Source organism: Vibrio tarriae, assembly GCF_002216685.1.
GTDB classification, from domain to species: domain Bacteria; phylum Pseudomonadota; class Gammaproteobacteria; order Enterobacterales; family Vibrionaceae; genus Vibrio; species Vibrio tarriae.
In genome coordinates this window covers 461,679-482,341 of the sequence record NZ_CP022353.1, presented here as the reverse complement: position 1 = coordinate 482,341, position 20,663 = coordinate 461,679, and the positions used below count along the sequence as shown (strand labels likewise).

Annotated in this window: 19 protein-coding genes and 1 pseudogene; 3 read left to right on the top strand and 17 right to left on the bottom strand. The window is 47.9% G+C overall.

Translation table 11 applies throughout. The features are described from left to right. The 12 genes and pseudogenes from fabZ to rpsB form a co-directional block, all read right to left on the bottom strand. Positions 1-432, bottom strand: a complete 432-nt coding sequence (fabZ, locus tag CEQ48_RS07720) for a 3-hydroxyacyl-ACP dehydratase FabZ (RefSeq protein ID WP_001027757.1) — start codon at positions 430-432, stop codon at positions 1-3. A gap of 105 nt (positions 433-537) precedes the next feature. Beyond that, positions 538-1,593 carry a UDP-3-O-(3-hydroxymyristoyl)glucosamine N-acyltransferase gene (gene lpxD, locus CEQ48_RS07715; protein WP_000210025.1) on the bottom strand — a complete coding sequence of 352 codons (1,056 nt, stop codon included), beginning with the start codon at positions 1,591-1,593 and terminating at the stop codon, positions 538-540. Between the two features lie 9 nt (positions 1,594-1,602). Further along, complete coding sequence (locus CEQ48_RS07710) at positions 1,603-2,112, bottom strand: OmpH family outer membrane protein (protein WP_089070832.1); 510 nt, start codon at positions 2,110-2,112, stop codon at positions 1,603-1,605. A gap of 14 nt (positions 2,113-2,126) precedes the next feature. Further along, positions 2,127-4,541, bottom strand: a complete 2,415-nt coding sequence (gene bamA / locus CEQ48_RS07705) for an outer membrane protein assembly factor BamA (protein WP_089070831.1) — start codon at positions 4,539-4,541, stop codon at positions 2,127-2,129. 48 nt (positions 4,542-4,589) lie between these two features. Continuing rightward, positions 4,590-5,947: pseudogene (rseP, locus tag CEQ48_RS07700) on the bottom strand (sigma E protease regulator RseP). Further along, positions 5,944-7,152: a 1-deoxy-D-xylulose-5-phosphate reductoisomerase gene (gene ispC, locus CEQ48_RS07695; protein ID WP_089070830.1), complete on the bottom strand. Its 1,209-nt coding sequence runs from the start codon at positions 7,150-7,152 to the stop codon at positions 5,944-5,946. Before ispC ends, rseP begins: the two are co-directional and overlap by 4 nt. 48 nt (positions 7,153-7,200) lie before the next feature. Next, entirely contained in the window at positions 7,201-8,043 is an 843-nt protein-coding gene (locus CEQ48_RS07690; RefSeq protein ID WP_089070829.1) for a phosphatidate cytidylyltransferase, read from the bottom strand. A 17-nt stretch (positions 8,044-8,060) separates the two neighbouring features. Then, the gene (gene uppS, locus CEQ48_RS07685; RefSeq protein ID WP_001180543.1) at positions 8,061-8,813 is read right to left on the bottom strand and encodes a polyprenyl diphosphate synthase; all 753 of its coding nucleotides are present in this window, start codon (positions 8,811-8,813) and stop codon (positions 8,061-8,063) included. A 91-nt stretch (positions 8,814-8,904) separates the two neighbouring features. Beyond that, positions 8,905-9,462: a ribosome recycling factor gene (frr, locus tag CEQ48_RS07680; protein WP_000606619.1), complete on the bottom strand. Its 558-nt coding sequence runs from the start codon at positions 9,460-9,462 to the stop codon at positions 8,905-8,907. Between the two features lie 53 nt (positions 9,463-9,515). Beyond that, on the bottom strand, positions 9,516-10,247 hold the full coding sequence (gene pyrH / locus CEQ48_RS07675; protein ID WP_089070828.1) for a UMP kinase: 732 nt from the start codon (positions 10,245-10,247) through the stop codon (positions 9,516-9,518). A gap of 187 nt (positions 10,248-10,434) precedes the next feature. Beyond that, positions 10,435-11,277: a translation elongation factor Ts gene (tsf, locus tag CEQ48_RS07670; RefSeq protein ID WP_055027593.1), complete on the bottom strand. Its 843-nt coding sequence runs from the start codon at positions 11,275-11,277 to the stop codon at positions 10,435-10,437. 131 nt (positions 11,278-11,408) lie between these two features. Beyond that, positions 11,409-12,134 (bottom strand): 30S ribosomal protein S2, encoded by a 726-nt coding sequence (gene rpsB / locus CEQ48_RS07665; RefSeq protein WP_000179227.1) that lies wholly within the window; start codon positions 12,132-12,134, stop codon positions 11,409-11,411. 342 nt (positions 12,135-12,476) lie between these two features. Between rpsB and map the strand changes: the two genes are divergently transcribed. The 3 genes from map (at position 12,477) to CEQ48_RS07650 (ending at position 16,713) form a co-directional block, all read left to right on the top strand. After that, positions 12,477-13,319: a type I methionyl aminopeptidase gene (gene map, locus CEQ48_RS07660; RefSeq protein ID WP_089070827.1), complete on the top strand. Its 843-nt coding sequence runs from the start codon at positions 12,477-12,479 to the stop codon at positions 13,317-13,319. Between the two features lie 104 nt (positions 13,320-13,423). After that, on the top strand, positions 13,424-16,054 hold the full coding sequence (gene glnD / locus CEQ48_RS07655) for a bifunctional uridylyltransferase/uridylyl-removing protein GlnD (RefSeq protein ID WP_181710652.1): 2,631 nt from the start codon (positions 13,424-13,426) through the stop codon (positions 16,052-16,054). A gap of 275 nt (positions 16,055-16,329) precedes the next feature. Next, positions 16,330-16,713 carry a DUF3461 family protein gene (locus CEQ48_RS07650; RefSeq protein WP_000483924.1) on the top strand — a complete coding sequence of 128 codons (384 nt, stop codon included), beginning with the start codon at positions 16,330-16,332 and terminating at the stop codon, positions 16,711-16,713. 40 nt (positions 16,714-16,753) lie between these two features. Here CEQ48_RS07650 and pgpA read toward each other — a convergent pair whose 3' ends face one another. From pgpA to ribBA, 5 genes are all read right to left on the bottom strand, one after another. Beyond that, the gene (gene pgpA, locus CEQ48_RS07645) at positions 16,754-17,263 is read right to left on the bottom strand and encodes a phosphatidylglycerophosphatase A (protein ID WP_089070825.1); all 510 of its coding nucleotides are present in this window, start codon (positions 17,261-17,263) and stop codon (positions 16,754-16,756) included. Beyond that, on the bottom strand, positions 17,260-18,234 hold the full coding sequence (thiL, locus tag CEQ48_RS07640; RefSeq protein ID WP_059260169.1) for a thiamine-phosphate kinase: 975 nt from the start codon (positions 18,232-18,234) through the stop codon (positions 17,260-17,262). The genes pgpA and thiL overlap by 4 nt, the downstream gene beginning before the upstream one ends. A gap of 90 nt (positions 18,235-18,324) precedes the next feature. Continuing rightward, positions 18,325-18,795: a transcription antitermination factor NusB gene (nusB, locus tag CEQ48_RS07635; protein WP_000501296.1), complete on the bottom strand. Its 471-nt coding sequence runs from the start codon at positions 18,793-18,795 to the stop codon at positions 18,325-18,327. Next, positions 18,795-19,265, bottom strand: coding sequence for a 6,7-dimethyl-8-ribityllumazine synthase (gene ribH, locus CEQ48_RS07630; RefSeq protein ID WP_000864130.1), 471 nt, complete (start codon positions 19,263-19,265; stop codon positions 18,795-18,797). Before ribH ends, nusB begins: the two co-directional genes overlap by 1 nt. Before the next feature lie 266 nt (positions 19,266-19,531). Then, on the bottom strand, positions 19,532-20,641 hold the full coding sequence (gene ribBA, locus CEQ48_RS07625) for a bifunctional 3,4-dihydroxy-2-butanone-4-phosphate synthase/GTP cyclohydrolase II (RefSeq protein WP_001122865.1): 1,110 nt from the start codon (positions 20,639-20,641) through the stop codon (positions 19,532-19,534). Positions 20,642-20,663 lie beyond the last annotated feature (22 nt).

Sequence of the window (20,663 nt, the reverse complement as noted above, 5' to 3'; positions counted from 1 at the left end):
TTAAAACTCTCGACGTGCGCATTTCAGTTGAGCAGAGCAGACCACATCACCATCGACCTTGGCTACGCCGTTAAATAGCGCAATACCACGGCGCTCTTTAAGGAATTCAACTTCAATCATCAGTTGATCGCCCGGTGTCACTGGCTTACGGAACTTAGCTTCATCAATGCTGGCAAAATAGTACAGTTCATTCTCTTTTGGCGCACCAAAGGTTTTGAACGCCAACAGGCCAGTGGCTTGAGCCATGGCTTCTAAAATCAATACACCGGGGAAAACCGGCAGTTGTGGAAAGTGACCTGTAAACTGAGGCTCATTCACTGAAACATTTTTCAAACCAATCAGGTATTTACCTTCTTCATAGTCGGTCACGCGATCAATCAGTAAAAATGGATAGCGGTGAGGCAGAAGCGATTGAATTTCAGTGATATTCATCGTTTTCTTATCAGTAGTCAAAGTCATCATCCTGTTTGTAAATAGAAAAATAAGGGAATACCCAACAGCGAAAAGACTCGCAATGTGCGAGCCTTTGAAACCAGCTTATTCAGCTTGAGAGTTATCGGGCTGTACCGTGTCGGATTGCTCAAGCAACTTTTCTAAAGCTTTCAGTCGCTTATGCATATCGTCAATACGGTGTACGCGAGCGGCCGTTTTACGCCACTCTTTATTGGTTTGCAGAGGAATACCCGAAGAGTACATCCCCTTCTCCTCAATACTGCGCATCACCATACCCATGCCAGTGATGGTCACGCCATCAGCAATCTCGATATGGCCGTTAATCACGCTAGCGCCACCAATAATACAGTATTTGCCAATGCGTGTACTGCCGGCGATGATGGTACCACCCGCCAGCGCACTACCATATCCGATGTGCACGTTGTGAGCGATTTGCAGCTGATTATCGATGATCACGTTATCTTCAATCACCGTATCATCCAGCGCGCCGCGGTCGATGGTGGTGCAAGCACCAATCTCAACGCGATCACCAATACGCACAGAGCCAATCTGCGGAATTTTGATCCACTCGCCACGCTCATTCGCATAACCAAAGCCATCAGCACCAATCACTGCACCAGATTGAATCAAACAATCTGAGCCGATCTCCACTTTGTGGTAAATCGTTACATTGGCCCAGAGCTTGGTGTTATCGCCCAAACGCGCTTGTTTACCGACAAAACAGCCAGCGCCAATCACCACATTATCGCCAAGCTGAACACCTGACTCAATGACCGCATTTGCCCCAATCGAAACGTTGAGGCCTAACTTTGCATCTTCAGCAATCACTGCACTCGGCGCAATACCGTGTGCAGGAGAAGGAGTCGAATCCAGTGCCTGAGCCACTTTAGCGAATGCAACGTACGGATCGGCAACCACCAGAGCGTTACTCGGGCAGAGTTCTCGCTCACTGGTTTTGACCATGATCACCGTGGCTTTACAATCACCTAAGTGCTTACTGTATTTAGGATTAGACAAGAATGTCACATGTCCAAGCTGTGCCTTATCCATAGGCGCAACGGCACTGACCAGTGCTGTTGGATCACCGAACAACTCCCCCCCGGTGATAGTAGCCAATTCGGCTAAAGTGAGTGTGGTCATAATTTTCGATTATTTAATGGCTTTAATAACTTTCTCAGACAGATTGTGTTCTGGCTTACCGTATTGCATTGAACTCGTGTCTAGCACGATGTCGTAGCCTTCTTTCTCTGCCACTTTTTTCACTGCATCTTGGATCACTTTAAACAGTTTTTGCTTCTCTTCAGCTTCACGACGAGCAGAAGCTTGCTCTAGCGCTTGCGCTTTGATCTTGTATTTGCTGTCTAATTGACCGATTTCGATGCGCAGCTTCTCTACTTCATCTTGTCCCATCAATTGACCATCACGCTTAAGCTTTTCAATCTTGGTTTTGGCATCCGCTTGAATCGATTGTAGCTCAGCCCCTTTGTCTTTGAACTCTTCTTGCAGCTTTTGCAAAACGACTTCACGCTGCGGCAGCGCTTGGAACACTTGCGCAGTATTGATATAGCCAATTTTCTGCGCTGCTTCAGCCGCGTTCGCCATCATTGATGAGCTAAGAATAATCAGACCAAGGCTGGCTGCTTTCATCATGTTTTTCAAAATATGTTCCTCTCCTAGAAGGTTCTTCCAATAGTGAAGGTGAAGAATTCTTCGTCGTCACCCTCATACTTTTTAATCGGTTTAGCCAATGAGAAAACCAGTGGTCCCATTGGTGACACCCACTGCAACGCCACACCATAAGATGAGCGGTAATTGGTTGGATCTGAATAATCGTAATAGTACTGGTTACCATAATCGGCACCACCAGAACGATAATCAAACTCGGTATCCCACACGCTCGCCATATCATAGAAGATACTGGTGCGAATTTGGTTACGTGCCTCTTCTGAAGCAAACGGCGTCGGTACTATCAGTTCCACGCTGGCAAGCGCTATCGCGTTACCACCCACCGAGTCATCGGTGGCAGTATCAGAGCCATTGTTCGAACCCGAGTAGTCTCGGTACACCGCTTTAGGACCTGCTGAGTTTGACCCAAAACCACGTAATGAGGTAAATCCGCCCGCATAGAAGTTCTCATAAAACGGGAACAAGTTATCTTTTCCATCGGTTTGACCATAACCATTCCCGTAACCTAAACGACCGCGTAGCAGTAAGGAAAACTCATGTTTCTTGGTCAAAGGGAAATACTGACGGACATCGTATTGCAATTTAAAGTACTGCGCATCCGACCCAGGTACTGTCATTTTGTAGAAAGCACGCTGATGGTTACCCGCCGTCGGGAAATAACTATTATTGAGGTTATTACGAGTCCAAGATAGGCTGATATCGAAGTCATCGGTCAACAAGTTACCGCCAGAATCGATGTTACTCGCCTGCGCTGCGAGGAAGTTCTCCACTTGCAGATAAGGCGTTAAGTTACCGATCTTGTTGTGGGTATAACCGACACCAAACTCAAAACGGTTCAACTCATCAAATGGGAAACCCCAAGTCAAACTGGTTCCGTAACTTTCGTTGGTATAGTCAACAATACCCGCTTCAGAAGCTTCAAACTGGTTATAGAAAACTTTACCACCCAAGCTGACACCATCGAGGTTCCAGTAAGGGTCGCGATATTCCAACGTCAGGTTTTTCTGATAATCGTTAATCATGGCGTTTACGCCAACGCGGTTACCTGTACCTAAAAAGTTATCTTGTTGCAGACCGACTTGGAAGCTCACCCCTGACTCAGTACCATAACCGACACCGAAGTTGACACTGCCTGAGTTCGCCTCTTTTACGCTGTAGACGAGATCCACTTGGTCTTCACTGCCCGGCACACGTACCGTTTGTACTTCTACCGTTTCAAAAAAACCTAAACGATTGAGACGAGTCTTACCGGTTTCGATGTCTTTTGAGTTGAGCCAAGAGCCTTCCATCTGGCGCATTTCACGGCGCAAGACTTCATCACGAGTGCTGTTGTTACCGACAAAACGTATGTCACGGACATAGACACGTTTGCCAGCTTCGACATGAACCACCAGTGACACTTGCTGCTTTTCGTCATCAAATTCAGGAATGGTACGTACTTGTGGATAGGCATAGCCAGATTCCCCAAGCACTTTCTTAACACTCTCTTCAAGTCTAGTCACCGCAGAACCGTTATAGGTTTCGCTGATTTCAAATGGGATGAGGGAAGTAAACTCCGCCTCTTTGCCCATCAATTCGCCACGAAACTGCACTTTGCTCACAGTATACGGCTCGCCCTCATTCAGGTTGAGCGTAATGTACACGCCTTTTTTATCGGGAGAGATGGCCACTTGTGTGCTATCAACCTGAAATTTCAGATAACCGCGATCCAGATAGTAAGTGCGCAGCGCTTCAATATCGCCAGCCAGCACTTGCTTCTTGTACTTATCATCGGCAAGGAAGTTCCACCATGCGACATCAACGTTGAGGTTAAAACGCGACAGCAACTCTTCATCGCTAAACACTTGGTTACCGATAAAGTTGATCTGTTGGATCTTAGCGGAAACGCCCTCAGTAAAGACAAACTTAAGGTCAGCACGGTTGCGCGGTAATGGGGTTACCACCGATTTCACGGTCGCGTTGTATTTACCCACACTGTAGTAAAAATCCTCTAAGCCTTTTTCAATATTGCTGAGTGTCGTGCGATCCAAGGCTTCGCCAACTCGGATGCTCGAAGCATCCAAGTTTTGCTTGAGTTGCTCCTCTTTGATCGCTTTGTTGCCAGAAAACGACACGCTCGCAATGGTCGGGCGCTCTTTAACCTGCACCATCAAGGTATTGCCATCGCGCAATACTTTGACATCCTCAAAGTTACCTGAGGAATAGAGCGCTTTGATGATGTTCGCGACATCTTGCGAATCGACACTGTCGCCGACTCGAACGGGCATTTTCAGCAACGCCGCACCCAAAGCGACCCTTTGCAGGCCATCAATTTGAATATCCTGTACCACAAATTTTTCGGCACCATTCGCCGACACGCTCGTGGCAAGCAGTGTTGCGAGCAGAATCTGTTTCATCGCCATATTGTTTTGAGTTCTTCCTTACTGCAACTCTTGCCTAATGTTTATCAATCACAGGCGAGTAAAATCGTTAAAGATTGCAACGGCCATTAAAGAGAAAATGATGGCACCACCAATCCGGTAACCCATTTCCTGCACCTTTTCCGGAACAGGGCGACGGATCACCGCTTCAATCATGAAAAACAACAGATGACCACCATCCAGCATCGGCAGTGGCACCAAGTTGATAATGCCAAGGTTAATACTGATCAGAGCCAAAAAGCCTAAAAAGTACACAAAACCGTAGTCAGCCGTTGTTCCTGCGCCTTTAGCTATCGAAATGGGACCACTGAGATTATTCAACCCAACATCGCCCACCAACAGTTTTTTCAACATGCTGACCGTCAGGTCAATCACTTGTCCGCTTTTTTCAACCGCTTTACCAAGCGACTCAAATACACCAAATTGCAATTCAAATCGATAGTTTTGCGGCCATTCTGCGACTTTTGGTGCGATTCCCGCAAAACCAATCACTTTTCCTTGCGAAAGCTCACGGCTGTCGGGAATCAAAGTGAGTTCAACTTGCTGCCCTGCTCGCTCAACCACAACAGCGATAGGCGCGTTAGGATGGCTTTGAATTGCATTGACCACTTGTTGCCAAGACTCAACCGCTTGTCCATTGATTTGCAACACGGTATCACCGACTTGTAAACCCGCACGCTCACCAGCGCCTTGCGCAGAAACATTGGTCAGCTGATTGGAAATCTCAGGGGTAAAAGGTTTAAAGCCAAGCGCCCCATAGCAGACTCTGTTTCTGGGTCAAAGTTCCAATCACGCAGATTTATTGTCTTAATTTCATTCAATCCCACCCCTTCGGCTGAGGAGACGGTGATCGTCATACTGTCATCGCCAATATGACCAATTAAGCCCATGTTGACCGATTCCCAGTCGGGAGTATTCACGCCAGAAACCGCTTTGATCTCCATACCCGGTTCAAGGCCCGCTTGAGCCGCAATCGAGTAAGGTGTCACTTCGCCAATCACAGGTTTGACCGCTGGTACGCCGATCATAAACACCAGCCAATAGGCAAAGATTGCGAAGAGGAAGTTAAAAATGGGGCCCGCACTCACAATGGCAGAACGTTTCCAGAGTGACTGCTTATCAAACGCCATGGCTTGCTGTTCGGCGGGAACATCATCCACACGTCCATCGAGCATTTTGACGTAACCACCGAGTGGGATCATTGATATCGAATATTCTGTACCGTCATGGCCGACGCGTTTCCAAATCGATTTCCCAAAACCGATAGAAAATTTCTCAACTTTCACACCGCAACGTCTGGCAACCCAGAAGTGTCCGAACTCATGCACTGCGACGAGAATGCCCAGCGCAATGATGAAGGCGATAAAGTTCCACAATATGTCGGTCATGCTTGGCGCTCTTTGAGTACTTGATGGGCAAAATGCCGAGCCATTGTATCTAGCTCAAGCAGGCTTTCCAAGTCACGGCAATGTAACTGGGTGTTGGTCGCACAGACCTTGGACAATACTTGATCATTGATGAGTGCAATGTCAGTAAACCGTATTTTCCGCTTTAAAAACGCGTCAACGGCCACTTCATTGGCTGCATTGAGCGAGGTTGTCGCATGTTGGCCGAGGAAACACGCATCCATGGCTAATTGCAAGCACGGGTAGCGCGCAAAATCGACCTCCATAAAGGTCAGTTGCTGCAGACGCGTAAAATCGAGTGCAGGCACTCCTGCGGTCACTCGCTCAGGATAAGCCATGGCATAGGAGATTGGCGTTGCCATATCCGGCTCACCCAACTGAGCAATCACCGAACCATCTTGGTATTGCACCATAGAGTGGATCACCGACTGAGGATGGATGAGCACTTTGAGCTGTTCACGTGACGTGTTAAATAGCCATTTAGCTTCAATGTATTCGAGGCCTTTGTTCATCATGGTCGCGGAATCAACCGAAATTTTCGGTCCCATTGACCAGTTTGGATGAGCAATCGCCTGCTCAGGAGTCACGCTATCTAAGGTCGCAAGGTCGCTATAGCGAAAAGGGCCGCCTGAGCCCGTGAGCAAAATATGGTCGATACCGTGTTGAGATAAATCACAGCGCCCCAACTGAGTTTGGATTTCAGTCGGCAGACATTGGAAAATCGCGTTGTGTTCACTATCCACGGGCATTAATTCAGCGCCAGATTGTGCGACAGCATCAATAAATAGCTGTCCCGACATGACCAATGCTTCTTTATTGGCAAGTAACACACGCTTACCCGCTTTCACCGCCGCCATGGTGGGTAACAAACCTGCGGCCCCAACAATGGCCGCCATCACGGTATCCACATCATCCAGCGCCGCGACTTGGCACATCGCCTCTTCGCCGTACAGTACTTCGGTCGCCATCGTTTGGCTTTTGAGCAAGCCTTGCAGCTCAGATGCTGCTGATGCCGTTGCCATAACGGCATATTTCGGCTGCCACTGTTGGCATAGCTGGTACATTTTGGCTACGTTGACCCCAGCCACTAACGCAACAATAGAAAACTGCTGTGGATTTTGGGCTATCACCTTAAGGGTGCTGGCTCCAATCGAACCAGTGGCACCTAAAATGGTTAGTTTACGCATAGTGAAGATCGCTGTTATTCACATCAGGCCGCCTAAGCAGCCTGAGTATTAGAACAAGAAATAGAGAAGAGCGAACACAGGGAAAGCGGCCGTTAGGCTATCAATCCGATCCAGAATGCCGCCGTGCCCAGGAATTATATTGCTGCTGTCTTTGATCCCAGAAACACGTTTAAACATGCTCTCGACCAAATCTCCTAAAACCGAAATCACCACAGTCAATAAGATGATCAGCAGCATGACAGGCATAGAGCTAAATTGAATACCAAACCACTCTGCTACCCAATAACCAACCAACATGGCGGTGACGATGCCACCGACCAACCCTTCTATCGTTTTATTCGGGCTGACTGCAGGCGCCATTTTGTGTTTACCTAAGCTTTTTCCCACAAAATAGGCACCGCTGTCTGCGGCCCAGACCAGAAAACAGACGAAGAGAACTAATTTCGCGCCATAAAGAGGATCGGAAAGGTAAGTATCGGCGCGTAAGAACAACACACTCCAAAAGAAAGGCAGCAGAGTAAATAGGCCAAACAGGTGGCGAACAGTGCTGGAGTGCTCCCATAATGGACGCGAGCGCGGATAAGTGATCGCCAGTCCACTTGAGACGAGCCACCAAAGGCTACCGATACCCAGCACAATAAAATGCGCCGTATTCATATTGCTGATAGCCGGAAATTGAAAGTCGATCAAAGCGACACTGACACCGCCAACCAATAAGGCGGGAATCATGGCTAACATGCGTGATGGTTGGTTAACGAACTGAGTCCATTCCCAGAATCCGAGTAAGGTCACTACTGCGAGTGCCAACATAAACCAAGCAAAAGGCAGATAAAGGATACCAAGGATCACCAAAGGCGCCAGAATAAGCGCTGTAATGATTCGCTGCTTCAAATTGAGAAGTCCTATATTCAGTTTTCCATCAATGCCTTGATTTGTTCACCAGTACAGCCAAAACGGCGCTCACGATTAACAAACCAAGTCACTGCTTCAATCAGGCAGTTTTCATCGAACTCAGGCCAGAAGACTGGAGTGAAATACATTTCTGCATAGGCAAGTTGCCAAAGCATAAAATTACTAATACGGCACTCTCCACTGGTGCGGATCAACAAATCCACATCCGGCAGATCAGCCATAGTCAAATGCTGCTTAAATACGGCTTCATCGATGTCCGATGGTTGCAGTTCACCTTGGGTAACCTTTTCAGCCAATGCTTGAGTAGCTTGCAAGATATCCCACTGTCCACCGTAGTTCGCAGCGATATTGACCACCATGCCGGTATTGCTGGCGGTTAACTGCTCCGCTTGCGCGATTTTCGTTTGCAGACGCTCACTAAAGCGGCTTTTATCACCGATCACTCGCAAACGCAGATTGTTTTTATGCAATTTCTTAATTTCGGTTGAAAGAACAGTCATAAAGAGTTCCATCAACACGCCGACTTCTTCTTCCGGACGACGCCAGTTCTCGCTGCTAAAAGCAAACAGAGTCACAGCTTTAATGCCAAGGCGAGCAGAAGTAGAGATGGTTTTTCGTACCGCAGCCACACCATTTTTATGGCCGAACACACGCGGTTTTCCCTGCGCTTTCGCCCAACGACCATTACCATCCATAATGACGGCAATATGTTTAGGCAATACATCTTGGGAAAGAGATAGATTTTGCATAAGAAACACAACGAACAATCAAAGAGGCGCAAGAGTAGCATAAAAAAACGCTGTGCTGCGAGCACAGCGTTTTGTTCACCAAGTCAGTGGATTAAACTTCCATCAACTCTTTTTCTTTTGCAGCAAGCACATCATCAATCTTCTTCACTGCCGCATCGGTCAGCTTTTGAATCTCTTCTTGTGCACGGCGTTCATCGTCTTCTGAAATCTCTTTGTCTTTCAGTAGCGCTTTCAGATCATTGTTCGCATCGCGACGGATGTTACGTACCGCAACACGACCACCTTCTGCTTCACCACGCACGATTTTCACCAGATCACGGCGACGTTCTTCGGTGAGCGGTGGCAGTGGAACGCGGATAATGGTGCCAGCTGACATTGGGTTAAGACCCAGATCAGACATCAGGATCGCTTTTTCAACTTTTTGAGTTAATTCGCGATCAAACACGGTGATCGCTAGCGTACGTGCATCTTCTGCAATCACGTTAGCAACCTGATTAAGTGGAGTTGGAGCGCCGTAGTAGTCAACTGAAATACCCGTCAGCAGACTTGGGTGAGCACGGCCAGTACGGATCTTAGACAGGCCATTTTTCAGTGCTTCAACACTTTTCTCCATACGCTCTTGCGCATCTTTTTTGATCTCATTAATCACAATATCACCTTAATTCTTGTTTTCGTTTCGAGAGCGTTTCGTTGACAGACGGATCACTGCACGTCACTGATCAGCGTACCTTCAGTTTCACCCATAACGACGCGACGAAGTGCGCCAGGTTTGTTCATGTTAAATACACGAATTGGCATTTTATGGTCACGAGCTAGAGTAAACGCCGCCAAATCCATCACTTTCAGCTCTTTCTCAAGCACATCGTTGTAAGTCAGCTTATCATACAGTTGTGCTTCTGGGTTGGCTACCGGGTCAGCGCTGTAAACACCATCTACTTTGGTCGCTTTGAGAACCACGTCCGCTTCAATTTCAATACCACGCAGACACGCAGCCGAATCCGTAGTAAAGAAAGGATTGCCAGTACCCGCAGCGAAAATCACCACTCGGCCTTGACGTAATTCACGAATCGCATCAGACCAGCTGTAATCGTCACACACACCATTTAGCGGGATAGCAGACATCAGGCGAGCATTCACATAAGCACGATGCAACGCATCACGCATTGCCAAGCCGTTCATCACGGTTGCCAACATCCCCATGTGGTCACCCACTACACGGTTCATGCCTGCTTTAGCAAGACCAGCACCACGGAACAGGTTGCCCCCACCAATCACTACACCCACTTGTACGCCCAGCTCAACCAGTTCTTTTACTTCCTGAGCCATACGTTCAAGTACCGTAGGATCAATACCAAAACCTTCAGAGCCTTGTAGCGCTTCACCACTTAGTTTTAACAGAATACGTTGATAAGCTGGTTTAGGGTTCGTAGTCATGGGAGTTTACCTTCCAAAGAGAGTTGAGGATTAACAGTCATGGATAGATTTGAGTGCTAGGCTAAAATCCATTCATCACGGTTAATCAAATCGACGCTTTAATATTCAATATTTAACGAATCAACACCTTAATCGTGAAAAGACCGCAGCCATGGCCACGGTCTTTTTCTGAGCAATCGCGCTAGGATTAACCCTTTTGCACCAGTGCTACTTCTTCAGCAAAGCTCAGGCCTTCTTGTTTTTCGATGCCTTCACCTACTTCAAGACGAACGAACGCAGTTACAGCTACGCCTTTCTCCGCCAGAATTTCGCCAACAGTTTTCTTTGGTTCCATTACGAATGGCTGACCAGTCAGAGAAACTTCGCCAGTGAATTTCTTCATACGGCCTTCAACCATTTTCTCTGCGATTTCTTTTGGCTTGCCTTCGTTCATTGCGATGCCAACTTGAACTTCACGCTCTTTGGCAACAACTTCAGCTGGAACGTCGTCTGGAGTCAGGAATTCTGGACGAGAAGCAGCAACGTGCATTGCAACGTGCTTCAGAGTTTCTGCGTCAGTAGAACCTGCAACTACTACACCGATACGATCGCCGTGACGGTAAGTAGCCAGAGTTGCGCCTTCAACGTACTGAACGCGACGGATGTTGATGTTCTCACCAATTTTCGCAACTAGAGCAACACGAACTTCTTCGAATTGCGCTTGTAGTTCTTCTACAGAGGCTTTAGAAGCAACAGCAGCGTCAGCAACTTGGTTAGCAAATGCTACGAAGCTGCCGTCTTTTGCTACGAAGTCAGTTTGGCAGTTTACTTCAACCAGAGCCGCAACGCCTTCGCCTTCTTTGATAATGATGGTGCCTTCAGCAGCGATGTTGCCAGCTTTTTTAGCAGCTTTAGCAGCACCACTCTTACGCATGTTTTCGATCGCCAGCTCGATGTCACCGTTCGTTTCAACAAGGGCTTTCTTACATTCCATCATACCTGCGCCAGTACGCTCGCGCAGTTCTTTTACTAGAGCAGCAGTAACAGCCATTCTCTATTCCTCAGTTAATTCTGGATTGGGTAAAAATTGAGGGCCTACATTATCGGCCCCCAATGCTAACTATAACTTGGTCTATGCTGCACAATTATGGCAGATAGCCTAAGTTTCACTCAGAGCCGAGATTATTCCGCTTCTACGAAACCGTCTTTTTCAGCTACAACAGCGTCTTTGTTACGACCTTCATTGATCGAAGCAGCAGCCGCATTCAGGTACAGTTGAACAGCGCGGATCGCGTCGTCGTTACCTGGGATGATGTAGTCTACGCCGTCTGGGCTAGAGTTAGTATCAACAACAGCAAATACTGGAATACCTAGGTTGTTCGCTTCTTTGATAGCGATGTGCTCGTGATCTGCGTCGATTACGAACAGAGCGTCAGGCAGGCCGCCCATATCTTTGATACCGCCAAGAGACTTTTCAAGTTTCTCCATTTCGCGAGTGCGCATTAGAGCTTCTTTCTTAGTCAGCTTGTCAAAAGTACCGTCAGTTGATTGAACTTCCAGCTCTTTCAGACGCTTGATTGACTGACGAACAGTTTTCCAGTTAGTCAGCATACCGCCCAACCAGCGGTTGTTAACGTAGTATTGGTTGCTTGCTAGAGCAGCTTCTTTAACAGACTCAGATGCAGCGCGCTTAGTACCTACGAACAGAACTTTACCTTTTTTCTCGCCAACTTTTGCCAGCTCAGCTAGAGCTTCGTTGAACATTGGTACAGTTTTTTCTAGGTTGATGATGTGAACGCGGTTACGAGCACCGAAAATGAATTGCTTCATTTTTGGGTTCCAGTAACGAGTTTGGTGACCGAAGTGTACGCCCGCTGTCAGCATATCGCGCATTGATACAGATGCCATTTTAAATTCCTCTATGGGGTTAGGCCTCCACATTCCCCGTATATCCGACTCCTCAATTGGAGCACCCCGGAACACGTGTCGGAATGTGTGTGATTTAAACAATTAGGTTTGCGGTTCCCAATCCTTTTCGCCGACAAGGAGAACAAGGACCCGGATTCCGGCGCGCTTTATACCATATTTTGCCCCTGTGTGGCTAGAAAAAATTCGTCGATAGCCAATGCAAAGCCATGAGTTCGCCGCTCGATTTTAGCGCCGGGCGACTGTTTTCTTGCGCTTCATCTGTCCATTGTTACAATAGCGCCACTAGCACCTTGTGTGCTCACAAGTGAGTAGAGAAAGCCGATGTCTATAAAAATCAAGAATGCCGTAGAAATTGAAAAAATGCGCGTTGCGGGCCGCTTAGCCGCTGAAGTTCTCGAAATGATTGAACCTCATGTGAAAGCAGGCGTGACTACCGAAGAGCTGGATCAGATATGTCATAAGTACATTACTGAAGTTCAAGGCGCGATTCCGGCACCACTGAATTATCACGGTTTTCCAAAATCGATCTGCACGTCGATCAACCACATTGTCTGCCACGGCATTCCTGCCAGTGAAGATACTTATTTTGGTCAGATCCAACGTCCTGCGGTACTGCGTGATGGTGACATCCTTAATATCGATATTACGGTTATCAAAGACGGCTACCACGGCGATACCTCAAAAATGTTTTTGATTGGCGATGTGTCGATTGAAGACAAGCGCCTGTGTCATGTGGCGCAAGAGTGTCTTTACCTCGCACTTAAACAGGTCAAGCCGGGCGTTCAATTGGGCGAAATTGGCACCACGATTGAAAAACACATCAAGGCCAACAACAAAAACAACCCGCGCTTTAAATTCTCTATCGTGCGTGATTACTGTGGTCACGGCATTGGTGCTGAGTTCCATGAAGAGCCACAAGTGGTGCACTACAAAAACAGTGACCGCACCGTGCTGCGTGAAGGGATGATTTTCACCATTGAGCCCATGATTAACGCCGGTAAATTTGGCTGCCGTCTTGATGATGAAGATAGCTGGACGGTCTACACCGCCGATGGCAAAAAATCTGCCCAGTGGGAACACACGATTTTGGTCACTGCAACAGGCTGTGAAATCCTGACGCTACGCAGTGAAGAAAGCCTGCCACGCATCTTGAATAACGCCTAAGTTTACCTTCGATTGAAAATATCCCTGCTGGTCAGGGATATTTTTTTATCCGTCGCCATCTGCTAGATTGGCTCCATTCGTGTTAACGCTTGCATGGACGCGCTATGCCGTATCAATCCCCTATCACATTTCAAGAACCCCAACTGACGGTAGAGAGCTTAAAGCAGCAGCTCGAAAGCTTTACTGAATACCAAAAGCAGGAGTTTTTCGATCACCATCCAGTGACCGACTTAGTGCTTGGCCGCTCCGAATACATGGACCTGCTACTCCACCGTTTGTGGCAATTTTTTGGCTTTGATGAGCTGGTTGAAGTGAGTTTAGTCGCGGTTGGGGGTTATGGGCGTGGCGAGCTACACCCTCTCTCAGACATCGATCTCTTAGTCTTATCTCAACAGCCGCTCAGCGAACAAGTCGCCAATAAAATCAGCCAATTTCTCACCCTGTTATGGGACTTAAAATTGGAGATTGGCCACGCGGTACGAACCGTGGAACAGTGTGCTGAAATCGGTAAAACCGACCTCACGGTGGCCACTAACTTGCAAGAGGCGCGACTACTGTGCGGTTGTGAAGATACTTTTCATCGTCTCAAAATGGTCATCCATTCTGAGTCTTTCTGGCCAAGTGAAATCTTCTATCAAGCCAAAGTGCGTGAGCAGAAAGAGCGCCACGCTCGATATCACGATACCACCTACAACTTAGAGCCAGACATCAAATCGACTCCCGGTGGGCTACGCGATATTCACACCTTAAGTTGGGTCGCACGCCGCCATTTTGGGGCGACGTCCTTGTATGAGATGAGCCGCTTTGGTTTTCTGACCGATGCCGAATACCGTGAGCTGGTTGAGTGCCAAGACTTTTTATGGCGCGTGCGTTTTGCGCTGCACATTGAGCTGAAACGTTACGACAACCGCTTAACCTTCGCCCATCAAGTGCAAGTTGCTCGTCATCTCGGTTACTTTGGTGAAGGCAACCGTGGCATAGAGATGATGATGAAAGAGTTTTTCCGCACCCTGCGTCGTGTGGCTGAGCTCAACAAAATGCTGCTGAAAATCTTCGACAAAGCGATCCTCAATAATGGTGAAGAAGCCGAAGCCGTGATTATTGATGATGACTTCCAACGCCGTGGCAATATGATTGAAGCGCGTAAACCCGCGCTATTTCAAGCTCGTCCAGAAACCATTCTGGATATGTTTTTGCACATGGCCAGCGACTCCACCATCGAATCGGTTGCGCCAGCCACCATGCGCCAATTGCGCACGGCTCGTCGCCGACTGAATAAATTTCTGCACACCCTTCCCGCCGCACGCGAAAAGTTTATTGAGCTGGTACGCCACCCCAACGCACTGCATAAAGCGTTTAGCCAAATGCACAAGCTGGGCGTACTTGCTGCTTATTTGCCCCAATGGAACCAGATTGTTGGCCAGATGCAGTTCGACTTGTTCCACGTCTATACAGTGGATGAACATAGTATTCGTCTACTCAAACATATCCATCTATTCAGTGATGCCAATAACCACGATCGCCACCCTATTTGCTGTGAAATTTACCCTAAAATTCAGAAAAAAGAGCTGCTCATCCTCGCGGCCATTTTCCATGATATCGGTAAAGGACGCGGCGGTGATCACTCAGAAATTGGTGCTGATGAAGCGTTTGATTTCTGTATTGAGCACGGTTTATCTAAACCGGAAGCGAAATTGGTCGCTTGGCTGGTCAAAAATCACCTCCTGATGTCGGTCACCGCGCAGCGTCGTGATATCTACGATCCAGATGTGATCATCGAATTTGCCAAAAAAGTGCGTGATGAAGAGCGCCTCGAATACTTGGTGTGTTTAACCGTCGCCGATATCTGCGCCACCAACCCTGAGCTTTGGAACAGCTGGAAACGCACTTTGCTGGCAGAGCTCTTTTACTCAACCCAGCGCGCGCTACGGCGCGGCCTAGAAAATCCCGTCGATGTCCGTGAACGCATTCGTCATAACCAGCAAATGGCCTCTGCCCTGCTGCGCAAAGAAGGCTTCTCTAGCCGTGAAATTGAGGTGTTATGGCAGCGCTTTAAAGCCGATTATTTCTTGCGCCATACTCATAAACAGATCGCGTGGCACTGCACCCATTTATTACGCCATGAAGACAGTAGCAAACCTTTGGTTTTACTCAGCAAAAAAGCCACTCGCGGCGGAACGGAAGTGTTTATCTACACCAAGGATCAAGCTGCTTTATTTGCGACTGTGGTTGCCGAGCTAGACCGGCGTAATCTGAACGTGCATGACGCGCAAATCATGGCCAGTAAAGACGGTTATGTACTCGATACTTTCATGGTACTTGACCAAAATGGGCAAGCCATTGAAGAAGATCGCCATCAAGCATTGATTCGTCATCTGGTGCATGTACTGGAAGATGGTCGTCCTACCACGCAAAAGGCACGGCGCATTCCTCGTAACTTGCAGCACTTTAAAGTCAAAACTCAGGTTGATTTTCTACCAACCAAGAGTAAAAAGCGCACCTTAATGGAGTTCGTCGCGCTGGATACGCCGGGGCTACTGGCTACCGTCGGAGCCACCTTTGCCGAACTCAACTTGGATTTGCATGCAGCTAAAATCACGACCATAGGTGAGCGCGCAGAAGACTTATTCATTTTAACCAACGCCCAAGGCACTCGCCTCAATGAAGAGGAGGAGCAGCACTTGCGCGAGAAATTGATTGAACATGTCGCAGAGCTCGCTCCTAGCGCTCAGTAGCGAAACGGTCAAGGTGCGGGTGCGATCTTGAGCACAAGTTAACCTATTGAACTGTCAGGCACATCAACCAGCTGCTACAGTAAATTGAGTGCCATCTTGGTAAATGTATATACCCAAACAACTTGGAGTTGCAGGTAGGCGGCAAGTGAGTGAGTCCCCATGAGCATAGACAAACTATGTGATTGGGGTGAACGAACGTAGCTAACACCGCTGCAGCTTCAAGTAGGAAGGGTATATCAAGAGGCGTGCGGGTTATTTTAACTAAGAGGTTGCCTATGTTTCCCCATCTCGTTGGCTTGGGTATTAATGAACCTACGCAAATTGAACGCTATTCGCTGCGCCAAGAAGCGCATAAAGATGTATTAAAGATCTACTTCAAAAAGCAAAAGGGCGAACTGTTCGCCAAAAGCGTCAAGTTTAAGTATCCAAGGCAGATCAAAAATGTATTGGTCGACAGCGGCAGTCATCAGTACAAAGAAGTCACTGAAATTAATCGCAATTTAACGCTGGTGATTGATGAGCTGAACAAGATAACCAAACCTGAAGTCATGGGTGAAGTGGACGTGAAACAGAAAATTCTTAATGATTTACGCCACTTGGAAAAGGTCGTTGCCAGTAAAATTGCCGAAATTGAAGCCGATTTGCAAAAATTAAACTAGCTGAGTTTGGTTCCCCTAGGGGAACCTAAACAAGCGAATCTCAAGCAGGCAACCACTCTAACCAATAGCCGATGGCCGCTAAACTAATCGCGGCCATTACCCCAGCCACTAAATCATCAATCATGATGCCGAAACCACCATGCACACGCTTATCCAACCAACTGATCGGCCACGGTTTGAGCATATCGAAAAAGCGAAATAGCACAAAACCTGTCAAGAGCCATTTCCAATCGAAAACCGGTAATTGGTATAACGGCACAATCAGCATAGTGATCCAAAAACCGGAAAATTCATCCCAAACAATCGAACCGTGATCGTGTACCTGCATATCATCTGAGGTGACTTGGCAAATTTTTATGCCAATGAGGCTAGCGAACACAACCACGACGGCATACAGAGTAAAAGGGAGCTGTGCCAGCATTAAATAAAATGGCACCGATGCTAACGTGCCCATCGTTCCGGGTACGATGGGCGACAAGCCACTGCCAAAACCAGTAGCAAGCAAGTGCCAAGGGTTACTTAAGGAGAGATTACTGCGTGGATCGCTCATGCTTTCACCTTGAAATGATCATACCCAGCCAGTTGCCAATCGAGCTTTTTCCCCTGATTGTGCAGCTCAAACGTACCGGCCGGGCGAATTTGGCCAATACAGGTCACTTTTGTGCCGCAATGGGCGAGCGCATTTTCCAGCGAGCCTCGGTTTTCTTCTGGAATGGTGAAGCAGAGTTCGTACTCTTCACCGCTGGTCAAGGCATACTGCTGCGCACTAGTGACACTGTCTACAAACTGTAATAGCTCTTTAGACAGAGGCAGCAAGCTGACATCAATACTCGCCCCAACATTGGAACGCCGCAAAATGTGTTGCAGATCGGCAATCAGGCCATCGGAAATATCAATCGCCGAAGAGGCCAAATGCACCAAGGCTTGCCCTGCCACAATGCGTGGCGTCGATAAGTAATGGCGCTGCTCAAGAATATCGGCGAAGGGTAAATGGCGCTTTTCCGGATCTAAAATCACGTCTAAGCCGGCTTGACTATCCCCTAGATCGCCCGTGACATAGAGCCAATCGCCAACTTTCGCTCCGCTACGCAGCATAGCCTGCTCTTTGGGTAAAAAACCCTGCACGGTTAATGTGATACTGAGTGGCCCTTTGGTGGTATCACCACCAATCAGCTGCACATTGTAATAATTGGCCAACTCGAAAAAAGCATCGCAGAACGGCTTTAACCACTCCTCATCGATTTCAGGCAGAGTCAGCGCAAGAGAAACCCAAGCCGGAGTCGCGCCCATCGCCGCCAAATCACTGATGTTCGAGGCTAGCGCTTTATGGGCAACCCAAGCAGGATTAGCTTGTGCCAGAAAATGGGTTCCAGCGACTAAGGTATCCGTGCTGATCGCCACACGCGAGTTTTCAGGAACTTTGACAATCGCACAGTCATCACCTAAGGCTAAGTGAACGTCTTTGCGTTGTGCTTGTCGGTTGGAAAAGTATTTATCGATTAAATTAAATTCACCAAACATCATCCAGACTCTTTGGTTGAAACGCTGCATTAGGTCGCAGCTTATCAAGAAAAAAGGTCAGCAACTGCTGACCTTCTAGTGGAAAACGGATTACGCTTTCTTACGTACGTGCGGTGCGGCTTTATCCAGCACACCGTTAACGAATTTATGGCTATCTTCCGCAGCAAACACTTTTGCCAGTTCAATAGCCTCGTTAATCACCACTTTGTATGGTACGTCTTCACGACGCGTCATTTCATACATGGCCAAACGCAGTAGCGCCAGTTCCATCATGTCCAGATCTTGCATCGGACGAGAAACAAAAGGACGCAGTTTGCTGTCGAGTTCATTATGGTTTAAAACCACACCCGCCAGCAGATCACGGAAATAAGAAACATCGGTTTCAGGAGCAGCAAGAGCTGGCTCAGCGGCACGATGTTCTTCTTCATCGTACTTACCGCTGGTTAGAAATTGCTCTTCAATAGTCGCAACATTCTCTTTAGTAATTTGCCATGAATAAATTGCTTGTAGCGCAAATTGACGTGCATTACGACGTGCGGCTGGTTTCACACTGGCCCCCATTAGGAATCGATTTCAGAAAGAACATTAATCATCTCAAGTGCGCTCAGTGCTGCTTCAGCACCCTTATTACCAGCCTTGGTTCCTGCGCGTTCAATAGCTTGATCGATAGTATCAACAGTCAACACACCGAATGCGACTGGAATGCTAAATTCCAGAGACACTTGTGCCAGACCTTTATTCATTTCACTGCAAACGTAGTCAAAGTGCGGTGTACCGCCACGGATCACACAACCCAGAGAGACAATCGCATCGTAGTCGCCCGTTTTTGCAACACGTTGCGCTACCAGTGGCAGCTCAACCGCACCGGGACAACGCACAACAGTAATGTTGTCATCACTGATCTGACCGTGACGCTTAAGAGTATCGATGGCACCAGACAGCAAACTTTCATTGATAAAACTGTTGAAACGAGAAATCACAATCGCAATTTTCGCATTTGGTGCTGGGAAACCACCCTCGATCACTTTCATAAGCTTTCCTTTAACTCTGTTCATCAAGTGAGAATCGCCGGATTCTAGCACAAATTTGTGAGCAATATCTAACAGAAATTTGGGCTTACACGGCGCACCGCCATCAAGCTAAAACGCGATAAACCAGCCATTAAATATCCTCAAACGACTTGGTTTTGCAGCGAGGCGGACAGTAAGTTCATCCCCCTGCATAGGTAGACTCTATGCTTGGGGGGGAATGAAGGTCGCTCACTCCCCTGCCACTTCAAGTAGCAAGGGAATAGCGATTATTCGCAGACGTATTCGACCACATTGAGACCAAAACCACCCAATGCGTGGTACTTTTTGTTTGGTGAAGAGAGCAGACGCATCTCTTTCACTCCAAGATCAGCAAGGATTTGCGAGCCAACTCCGACCCGGCGTGAAGTGCCTTGTTTTTTGGCCATCGCAGGAGCTTCGCCTTTATCTTGCAACTCAAACATTTTCACTCGGTGCAGCAATAGCTCACTCGATTCTTCATGACCCAGGATCACCAACACCCCACCTTCTTGCCCAATACGCTGCATTGCTGTCGCAAGTGGCCAACTGCGCTCTGCCGCACGGTTGCTGTGCAGTAGATCGGTAAAAGTGTCTTGCAGATGCACACGCACGAGAGTTGGTGCGCTGGTAATATCGCCTTTACGCAGAGCAAAATGGATTTGTTTATCGATGATGTCGCGGTAAGTCACCAGTTCAAACTCACCATATTCGGTTGGCAGTTTACATTGCGCGACACGCTCAATGGTGGTTTCGGTGTGGTTGCGGTACTCAATCAAGTCTGCAATCGTACCCAGCTTTAAGCCGTGTTTTTCAGCAAACACTTCTAAATCCGGGCGACGCGCCATGGTGCCGTCATCATTAAGAATTTCCACAATCACCGACGCAGGCTCTAAACCTGCCAAGCGTGCCAAATCACACCCAGCTTCTGTGTGCCCAGCGCGAGTTAATACTCCACCATCTTGTGCAGCCAACGGGAAAATATGCCCCGGCTGAACCAAATCGGCCGCTTTCGCTTCTTTTGCCACTGCCGCTTGTACTGTGCGCGCGCGATCCGCCGCTGAAATACCGGTGGTCACGCCTTCGGCCGCTTCAATCGAAACGGTGAAGTTGGTGGTGTACTGCGCATTATTATCTTGCACCATGGGATTTAAACCCAGACGGCGACAACGCTCTTTCGTGAGCGTTAAACAGATGAGGCCGCGACCATGGGTTGCCATAAAATTGATCGCTGCTGGCGTAATGTGCTCAGCCGCCATGATCAGATCGCCTTCATTTTCACGATCTTCATCATCCATCAGAATGACCATTTTGCCTTGACGAATGTCTTCAATGATCTCTTGTGGGGTGCTAATTGGCATGATGTCAGTCCTATTGTTATGA